Raw genomic sequence first — 8,604 nt, forward strand, 5'->3', positions numbered from 1 at the left:
ACGCGCTAACCGGCGAGAATCGATGGTTGATCAGAGAACGCGAATCGTGGCGGCCGTGCTCGGAGCACTGAAGCTGCCGCCACGTTTTCGCCTCAAGATGGTGAAGGATGATCCCATCCGGCTCGAGCTCAGCATCACGCCTTCCTACGGCAAGGATCCCATTCTGGTGGGCATCGTCGAATCCCAGGATCTGGTCGCCCGCAGGGATCGCGAGGGCAGGATCCCCCGGGATCTGCAGGGCACCTGGGACTGGACCGTCCGCCACGGCAAGGTCACGACCGGGGGCTGGAATCCCTACCTGAAGGAGGCCCTGCAGACGATGTTCGAAACGGGACTTCCTGCGATCGTCTACGAGGAAACGACCGGCGAGGCTTACCACCCGGTGGATGGCATCCGTCACGTGCGCTGACCTGGCCCCGCTGCGATCCCCCCTGCCGATCGACGGTCGCCTGGCGGCCATCACAGCTGCGATGGGGCCCGGCTCCACCCTGCTGCTGCAGGCAGAACCGGGCGCCGGCAAGACGACAAGGGTGCCCCTGGCGCTGCTGGATCACCTGGCGGAGGCAGGAAAGATCCTGATGCTGGAGCCCAGGCGCCTGGCGGCCCGCGCCGCCGCCCAGCGCCTGGCCGCCAACCTGGGCGAACCCCTCGGTGGACGGGTGGGTTACAGCGTGCGACTGGAATCGCGAACCTCCTCCGCCACCCGGCTGGAGGTCGTCACCGCCGGGCTGTTCTTGAGACGGCTCCAGGCAGATCCCGCCCTGGAGGGTGTGGCCTGCGTGATCTTCGACGAGTTTCACGAACGCCAGGCGGAGGCCGACCTGGCTCTGGCGCTGGTGCGCCAGGCCCGCAGCCTGCTGCGGCCCGAGCTGCGGCTGCTGGTGATGTCGGCCACCCTCGATCTGGAGCCCCTGGCGGGGGATCTGGATGGGGCTGAGGTGATTCACTGCGAGGGCCGCAGCCACCCGGTCGCAGTCGAGTACCAGCCGCCCCGGCCCGATGAGCGACTGGAACGCCAGGTGCTGCGGGCCCTGGAAACGCACTGGCTGCCCCAGCCGGCCCCCCGCGGCACGGTGCTGGTGTTCCTGCCGGGTCTGGCGGAGCTGGAGTCCGCACGGAGGGCCATCGAAGCCAGCCCCTGGGGGGCCGGACTGGACTGCGCTCTCCTCCATGGCCAGTTGCCCCTCGGGGCCCAGGGCCGGGCGATCGCCTCTGCCAGCCAGGCGGCGGGCAAGGTGGTGCTCGCCACCGCAGTGGCGGAAAGTTCGCTCACCATCGCCGGGGTGAGTCTGGTGATTGACAGCGGCCTCAGCCGCCTCAGCCGCTTCGATCCAGCCACGGGCATGGACGGACTCGTCACCCAACCCTGCAGCCAGGCCAGCGCCGAGCAGCGACGGGGCCGGGCCGGCCGGCTGGGGCCAGGCCGCTGTGTGCGGCTCTGGTCCGCCGCGGAGCAGCAACGGCGTCCCGCCTTCGATCTGCCGGAACTGCTGATGGTGGATCCCCTGCCAATTGCCCTGCAGCTGGCGGAATGGGGCAGCGCCGAGGGCGACGATCTGCCCTGGCTCCAGTCCCCTCCCCGGCGTTCCCTGGAGGAGGCCCAAGCCCTGCTGCAGCAGCTGGGGGCGATCGACGACCGCCGCCGCATCACCGACCACGGCCGGAGCATGGCCCGGCTGGCGCTCCACCCCCGTCTCGCCCACATGCTGCTGCGGGCCAGGGAACGGGGCTGGGAGACGCTGGGTTGTGCCGTGGCCGTGCTGCTGAGCGAACGGGATCCCCTCGATCGCCGCGAAGCGGGCAGCGACCTGATGCGTCGTCTCGACTGGTTGCGGCAGGATCGCAGAAACCTCGGCGCGCAAGATCGGCCCGGCGATCCCGGGCCCTGGCGGCAATTGCAGGCCCAGCTCCGCCGCCAGCTGGGCGGCGGTGGCGGTGGCAGTGGCAGTGGCAGTGGCAGTGGCGGCATGGTGGTCGGTGAAAGCGACGATGTCCGGGCGGCCCAGCTGCTGTGCTGGGCTTATCCGGAACGGCTTGCCCTGGGCCGGGGACGGGGAGACGGGCGCTTCCTGATGCGCTGCGGCCGCGGGGCCTCGCTTCCTCCTGGAGATCCCCTGGCCGGTGCCGACGCCCTGGCGATCGCCAGCGTCGATGGTCAGGGCCAGGAGGCCCGGGTGCGACTGGCGGTGGCCCTCTCCCGCCGTGGCCTGGAGGAACTGGTGGCGGAGGAGGTGGAGGAGTGCACCGAAGCCCGCTGGGATGGCACCGACCAGCGGGTGCGCTGCGAGCGCCTGCGGCGGGCCGGTGCCCTGGTGCTGGAGCGCCGGCCCTGGCCCGAGGCCACTGGGGAGCCGGTGCAGCGGGCCCTGCTGGAGGGTCTGGAGCGACTGGGACTGGAGGTGCTGCCCTGGACCCGCTCCAGCCGCCAGCTGCAGCAGCGCCTGACCCTCGCCCACCGGCACCTGGGGAATCCCTGGCCCGACCGCTCACCGGAGGCGTTGCGCCTGGATCCCGGCCAGTGGCTGGGCGCCCACCTGACAGGGCAGCGGAGCCTGCAGGATCTGCAGCAGCTCGACCTGACGGAAATTCTCTGGCACGACCTGGACTGGTCCCTGCGCAGGGAACTGGATCGCCTGCTGCCCGTGGCCCTGCCGGTGCCCTCCGGCCGCCGGGTGCCTCTCGACTACGCCAGCGGCACTCCGGTGCTGGCGGTGAAACTGCAGGAGATGTTCGGCTCTCTCACAGGACCCACCGTTCTGGATGGCCGGCTGGCGGTGCGGGTGGAGCTGCTGTCGCCGGCGGGAAGGCCCGCGGCGGTCACCAGTGACCTGGCCGGCTTCTGGAGCCAGGGCTATGCGGACGTTCGCCGGGAGCTGCGTGGCCGCTACCCCCGCCATCCCTGGCCGGAGGATCCCCGCCAGGGCATCGCCAGTGCCCGCACCAAGGCCGCCCTGGCGCGGCAGGGTCGGGGGCAGGGCCCGGCGGCCGCGCCCTGATCCGGCTCCGATGCCGACCTGTCGGCGTTCAGAGGAGGCCATCGAAGAGATGGCCGAAGCCGAAGTGGCGCAACCCGTCGAGAATGCCGTCGCAACCATGGGCCCGGGACCGGTAGGTGCGGGCCAGCCCCGGCAGGGCCCGCACCAGTCCGGGCTCGGCGTTGCCGACCATCACGCTCTGGAGCCCGGTTTCGAACATGGCCAGATCGTTGAGAGAATCACCCGCGGTGACCACCAGGGCCTCTTCCAGTTCGAGCCACTCCAGCAGGCCCAGCAGGGTGCTGCCCTTGTTGACCCCGGCCGGCAGGATGTCGAGGTATTTGTCGCCCGACACCAGCCAATCCACCCCGTGGGCCTCCACCGCCGCGAGCCGGCTGGTGTCGAGCCTGCGGGGATCGATGCCGTAGGCCAGGCGCCGGTCGGCGCTGAGGGGATGGGGGGACAGGCCGGGCATCCCGGCCAGCAGGGGCAGCACCCGCTCCGCCCGCCCCTGCCAGAGGGCCTCGATCGGCTCCAGGGCGAGGGGCAGGGGGATGAGGGTGGTACCGCAGGCCACGGTGCAGCCCACGTCGCCGATCACCAGATGGGGCGCCCGGAGCCCCACTGCGGCCTGCTCGGCCAGCAGCCGGGCCACGGAGCGCAGGTCGCGCCCCGTGCAGAAGACATGCAGCACCCGGTGGCGCTGGGACGCCAGCCAGTCGTAGACCCGGCGGCGGGTCGGGAGGGCCCCCTCCAGCAGGGTTCCGTCCAGATCGGTGACCAGCACCAGATCGGGGCCGCTGGGAAGCGGTGCGGCGAGGTGTGCCTGGAAGAGGACCCGGGGAGTCCGCAGCCGATCTCCAGGTCCTGGCCCCCACAGGGAGCGGCGCGGGGCGGGCTGGGCCTGGGGCGGAGAGCTTGTCATCGAGGGGCTCGGCTGTCAACCGTGCAACCCACCCATGAGTTTGTAGCCCCTGCCACTGTCAAGAACCCTCCATGTTTCGTTACAGTCAGGGTTCCACCGAGGTTTACTTCCATGACTGACGCTTCCCAGCCCCGCTTCGGTTTCGTCAACTTCGCCGAAACCTGGAATGGCCGCCTGGCCATGATGGGCTTCGTGATCGGCCTTGCGACCGAGGTCCTCACTGGTCAGGGCATTCTGGCCCAGATCGGTCTCGGCTGAGCCGGTCAGCCCCAGACCATCCCCTGCTCCGCTCAGGCCCTACATCCAGGCTGCGGTTGTGGCCGCCGGTGCTCCCGGCGGCTTTTTTATGCCAAGGCTTTGCTTGATGCCAAGGCTTTGCCTGATGCCAAGGCTTTGCGTGATGCCAAGGATTTGCTGTCCGGCAGGGATTCCCTGGCTTGGAGCGCGGTCCTAGGTTGAGTCCCGTCTCTGCCCTTCCCTTCGCGATGGCCCCGACCGGTGCCGTTCCTCCTTCCACGCCCCGGTCTGCCCCGCCCCGGTTCTATGTGGGCAACCGCCGCGATGGGTCCCGGCTGCTCAGCAGTGCGCTGGTGATCACAGGGGCCTCTCTGATCCGGGCCGACCATCCAGCGGGTCGGGTCATCGCCCTGGTAGCTGGTCTGCTGAGCCTCTACTGGTGGCTCTGCTACCGCAAGCTCCAGCACTGACTGACCCCATGCTCACGGTCACGGGCAGCCCAGGCTCCCCCCGCCAGAACGACGGGATTCCCCGTTTCACGGTCGCCGAACTCAATCAGGCCATCGGCTCCCTGCTTGAGCGGGGATTCGCCCCGCGCTTCCTGCTCGAGGCCACCGTGGGGCGTCCCCAGCAGAAGAAGGGGCACCTCTGGCTCACCCTGGCCGACGGCCAGGCCAGCATCCAGGCGGTGATCTGGGCCTCCCAGCTGCAGAAGCTCAGCTTCGTCCCGCAGGAAGGGGATGGAGTGGTCGTGGTGGGCAAGCTCAATTTCTGGGCAGCCCGCGCCAGCCTGACCGTCCAGGTGCTGGATGTGCGGCCCAGCCTGACCACCGTGCTGCGCCGCTTCGACCAGGTGCGCAGCCGCCTGGAGCCGGAGGGGCTGTTCGATCCCGGACGCAGGCGCCCTCTCCCGCGGTGGCCCGGCCGCATCGCCCTGCTCACCAGCGTGCCCAGCGCCGCCCTTTCCGACATGCTGCGCACCGCCCGGGAGCGATGGCCCGCCACCTCCCTGCTGGTGGTGCCGATCCCGGTTCAGGGGAACGTGGAATCCCAGATCGTTGAGGCCGTCGAGTCACTCGGTCGTCAGGTCAGCGCCCTGGGCATCGAAGCCCTGGTGCTGGCCCGCGGAGGCGGCAGCCGGGAGGATCTGGTCGTCTTCGACGGAGAGCAGCTGGCCCGCGCGCTGGCGGCGGCACCCCTGCCGGTGATCTGCGGCATCGGCCATGAGGACGACGTCACCATCGCCGACCTGGTGGCGGACTATCGGGCCGCCACCCCCACCGCTGCCCTGGTGGCCGTGCTGCCGGAACGCAGCCAGGTGATCCGCGCCCTGGAGCAGGAACGCGGCCATCTGCTGCGGCTGCTGACCCTGCGCATCAGCGCCGCCCGCGAGCGGCTGGTGGCCCGGCTGGAGCAACTCAGACGGCTCCATCCGGCCGGCCTGGTGCGGCAGCGGCAGCAGTGGCTCGGCCAGCAGCGTCAGCTGCTGCAGGCTCTGTCCCCACGGCATCTGCTGGCAAGGGGATTCAGCCTCCTGCGGGACGGCGAGGGCCGCCTGCTGCGCTCAGTTCTCCAGATCAGGGTGGGCGAACCGCTCACCGCGGAGCTGGCCGATGGCAGGCTGATGCTGGAGGTGCAGGTCATCGCGCCGGAACCTCCCGGGCCTCAGGCTTCACCGATGCTCCAGGAAAGTCCCCATCCGACCAAGCCGTGGCCCGATCCGTCCGGACAGACAGAACCCCTGTCAGGCTGAAGCCAGCATGATCGCCGGGCCCTCCGGCATGGAACGGTTCCTCTCCTCTCCCACAGCCCCCCATTCCCTGCAGTGGCCAAATCATCCAGCCGGTCCGGCCCACCCCGAGCAGCGGCAGAGGCGCCGTCGCCGGGAACATCCGAAGCCGGGGTGGCCGATGGACTGAGCTTCCGCGAAGCCCAGACGGCCCTTGAACTGTGCCTGGCCCAGCTCCAGGATCAGGACCTGGATGTGGAGAAGATGGCCGATCTCTATCGAAGGGCCCAGACCTATGCCGACCGTTGCGAATCGGTGCTCAGCCAGGTGGAACAGGAGGTGATGCAGTGGGATCCCTCCCAGCCGGATTCGGCGCCCACCCCCTACACCCCATGAGCGAGGACACAGCCCGTCAGCACCCCCCGGCCGCAGGTCCCGGTGGCATCGGCTGGATGGCCTGGCTCTACCTGGCCCTGGCCGTGGCCGGCGGCGTGCTGCCCTGGATGGCCAACCTGGACTTCATCCGGGACCAGGGGTCGGCGTTCGATCTCGGGCTGTTCGTACGCATGGCGAATGCCAATCCGGCAGCCCGCTCCCTGTCCAGCGATCTGGCGATCGGTGCCACCGCCGTCATCCTCTGGATGGTGGTGGAAACCAGACGCCTGCGTCTGCGCGGTCTGCCGTGGGTGCTGCTGAGTTGCGCGACGATCGCCTTCGCCTTCGGCGCGCCTCTGTTCCTGCACCTGCGCGAACGACGTCTGCAGGAACTGGAACGCGAAGCAGGAACAGGGGATGGCCCTGCAGCTGATTCCGAAAAGAAAGGCTGAGGCGTGCCGTCAGGAGGAGCTGGCGTCGCGGGGGCCGGAAGACTCCTTGGCGGACCCACCGAGATCGACGGCCTCCACATTGATGGTGACGTCCCTGGCGTCGATCTCCTCACGGTTCCCGGGGCCCCAGAAGGAAGGTGAACTGCCGGAGTCAGATGCAGTGGCAGCGGAGTCACCGGGAGCGAAGCTGCTGCCGCAGGCCGGACAGACATCGGTGCCAAGACTGGCGAAACCGCAGCTGGGGCAGGTGCGAAGGCGCCGCTTCACCAGCTGCCAGCCGATCAGGGCAACCCCGCCCGCCAGCAGCGGCAGGAGCAGCAGGGTGAGGGTGAGGCCACCGATCACATCCAGCAGCAGGCGGCCGGCGGAGGTGGGCACCAGCAGCAGGGCCGCCGCCACACCGATCCACAGCCAGGGAATGCGACGCTCCATCAGCGCTGGAAGCGCGGATCGTTCTCGAACCAGCGCTCCAGGGCCGCCAGACCTTCCACACCGGCCCACCCGAGCAGGAGGGCCGCCACCAGCCAGCAGGCCAGCAGCCCGAGCCCCAGAAGCAGGGGAACCAGCGCCAGGGTGGTGAGGCCGATCAGGACCACGGCTCCCACCGCCATGCTGACCAGCGCCAGGCTGGCGGGCAGGGGGTGAATCCTCAGCACGGGCTTGGCCAAAGGTTCTTGGGTTCAAGACCTTCCTATCTTCACCCGAAATCGGCCCGCCATCAGCGGGGCAACGGTGTGGATGGCCCCCCCGCCGTGCCGCCGGACAGGACGACGTTGAAGCACTGGCCGTAATAGATCACAGCCCCGAGCAACCACACCCAGAGGGTCAGCAGCAGGACACCACCCACCACGCCATAAGCCTGGAAGCGCAGCCCGAGGGCCAGCAGACTCCTGCCGAGCAGCAGATTGGAAAGGGTCAGGCCTCCGCTCACCAGGAGGGCCCCGGGCAACAGGGCCCGCAGACGAATGCGTCGAGAAGGCAGAAGCCAGAGAAACAGCAGGGTGGCGCTGAAACTGATCAGCAGGGAGACCAGAAGATCCAGCCCGAATGACAGGGAGCCCACCCAGCGGATCGGCTCCGGAAGATAGGACTGCAGCAGGTCATGGAAGCCCCTGGAGCCGAACAGCCGAATCGTGGTGACCAGCTGATCGATGACGATCAGCAGCCCGGCCGCCAGCAACATCAGCAAAGCCTTGAGGCGCAGGGTGAGAAAGCGACGCAGGTGCTCATACCAGGTCAGATGATCGAATCCGAAGGGCCCGTTCCACCAGAGTCGATCAGCGCCCCGCTGCAGGGTCAGATAGATGTTGCTGGCATTGAGGGCAAGCAGCACCAGGCCCAGGATCCCTGCCCCGAATCCCTGGTTGGTGAAGCGCAGCAGGGTGGCTTCGAAGGCCGGCAACGCCGACGAGGGCAGCACCTGGGCCACCAGCTGGATCAGTCGGTCTGAGCGCTCGACGTCCCGACCCAGGACCCGGGAGGCCACCGAAAGGGCGATCAGCAGGGCCGGGAAGAAAGACTGAAGCGTGTGATAAGCGAAAGCAGCACTGAGATCGACACAATCCGCCCTCAACCACAGGGCATAGGCCTTCCAGAAAGGCCGAAAGCGACGGCGCCAGCTCACAACAGCTCCATGCTCGAGGATGCGAATCGGCAACACAAGGCATCATGGCGTCTGAGCGGTCAAGGCTTCGCTTCAGGCTGAACCGATCCGCCTCCAGCCCCGGCAGAGCCTCCAATTCCCGCAGAGGGAGGGAGTCCACCACCCCAACAGAGCAGCCACCACCCCCAGCGGCCAACAAAAAAGCCACCCATTCGGGTGGCTTTTTGTCCAGTCCCCCGACACTTGGCCGGGGATATGGAGAAGTTTTACCTGGCATCGAGCTATTTTTGCAGGGGGCTACCCCCCAA

The 8,604-nt window shown here is 68.8% G+C and carries 11 protein-coding genes; 7 read left to right on the top strand and 4 right to left on the bottom strand.

The window, feature by feature from the left end:
- Nucleotides 1-22: 22 nt before the first annotated feature.
- Together KUG41_RS09995 and hrpB are read left to right on the top strand one after the other, a co-directional pair.
- Nucleotides 23-409: a hypothetical protein gene (locus KUG41_RS09995; RefSeq protein ID WP_216903735.1), complete on the top strand. Its 387-nt coding sequence runs from the start codon at nucleotides 23-25 to the stop codon at nucleotides 407-409.
- Nucleotides 387-2,996, top strand: coding sequence for an ATP-dependent helicase HrpB (hrpB, locus tag KUG41_RS10000; RefSeq protein ID WP_216903737.1), 2,610 nt, complete (start codon nucleotides 387-389; stop codon nucleotides 2,994-2,996). The genes KUG41_RS09995 and hrpB overlap by 23 nt, the downstream gene beginning before the upstream one ends.
- Before the next feature lie 28 nt (nucleotides 2,997-3,024).
- Here the strand turns inward: hrpB and KUG41_RS10005 are convergent, their stop codons facing one another.
- Nucleotides 3,025-3,900, bottom strand: a complete 876-nt coding sequence (locus KUG41_RS10005; protein WP_216903738.1) for an HAD family hydrolase — start codon at nucleotides 3,898-3,900, stop codon at nucleotides 3,025-3,027.
- Between the two features lie 111 nt (nucleotides 3,901-4,011).
- Between KUG41_RS10005 and KUG41_RS10010 the strand changes: the two genes are divergently transcribed.
- The 5 genes from KUG41_RS10010 to KUG41_RS10030 all read left to right on the top strand — a co-directional run bounded on the left by KUG41_RS10010 (nucleotide 4,012) and on the right by KUG41_RS10030 (nucleotide 6,693).
- A complete protein-coding gene (locus KUG41_RS10010; RefSeq protein WP_216903740.1) occupies nucleotides 4,012-4,158 on the top strand; it encodes a chlorophyll a/b-binding protein in 147 nt (48 codons plus the stop codon).
- Nucleotides 4,159-4,385: 227 nt separating this feature from the next.
- The gene (locus KUG41_RS10015) at nucleotides 4,386-4,607 is read left to right on the top strand and encodes a hypothetical protein (RefSeq protein ID WP_216903742.1); all 222 of its coding nucleotides are present in this window, start codon (nucleotides 4,386-4,388) and stop codon (nucleotides 4,605-4,607) included.
- Between the two features lie 8 nt (nucleotides 4,608-4,615).
- Nucleotides 4,616-5,890, top strand: a complete 1,275-nt coding sequence (xseA, locus tag KUG41_RS10020) for an exodeoxyribonuclease VII large subunit (protein ID WP_216903744.1) — start codon at nucleotides 4,616-4,618, stop codon at nucleotides 5,888-5,890.
- Between the two features lie 150 nt (nucleotides 5,891-6,040).
- Complete coding sequence (gene xseB / locus KUG41_RS15630; RefSeq protein ID WP_371734109.1) at nucleotides 6,041-6,262, top strand: exodeoxyribonuclease VII small subunit; 222 nt, start codon at nucleotides 6,041-6,043, stop codon at nucleotides 6,260-6,262.
- Nucleotides 6,259-6,693 carry a DUF2834 domain-containing protein gene (locus KUG41_RS10030; RefSeq protein WP_371734110.1) on the top strand — a complete coding sequence of 145 codons (435 nt, stop codon included), beginning with the start codon at nucleotides 6,259-6,261 and terminating at the stop codon, nucleotides 6,691-6,693. Before xseB ends, KUG41_RS10030 begins: the two co-directional genes overlap by 4 nt.
- A gap of 9 nt (nucleotides 6,694-6,702) precedes the next feature.
- On the opposite strand, the gene KUG41_RS10035 is transcribed toward KUG41_RS10030, so the two are convergent.
- From KUG41_RS10035 to KUG41_RS10045, 3 genes are read right to left on the bottom strand one after another with little or no spacing between them, the layout of a single operon-like run.
- Nucleotides 6,703-7,125 (bottom strand): FYDLN acid domain-containing protein, encoded by a 423-nt coding sequence (locus KUG41_RS10035; RefSeq protein WP_216903748.1) that lies wholly within the window; start codon nucleotides 7,123-7,125, stop codon nucleotides 6,703-6,705.
- On the bottom strand, nucleotides 7,125-7,361 hold the full coding sequence (locus KUG41_RS10040) for a glypican (RefSeq protein WP_216903750.1): 237 nt from the start codon (nucleotides 7,359-7,361) through the stop codon (nucleotides 7,125-7,127). The genes KUG41_RS10035 and KUG41_RS10040 overlap by 1 nt, the downstream gene beginning before the upstream one ends.
- Nucleotides 7,362-7,411: 50 nt before the next feature.
- Nucleotides 7,412-8,350 (bottom strand): YihY/virulence factor BrkB family protein, encoded by a 939-nt coding sequence (locus KUG41_RS10045; RefSeq protein WP_254217095.1) that lies wholly within the window; start codon nucleotides 8,348-8,350, stop codon nucleotides 7,412-7,414.
- Nucleotides 8,351-8,604: the final 254 nt, after the last annotated feature.

Source organism: Synechococcus sp. CCY 9618, from assembly GCF_019038415.1.
Taxonomy (GTDB): domain Bacteria; phylum Cyanobacteriota; class Cyanobacteriia; order PCC-6307; family Cyanobiaceae; genus Cyanobium.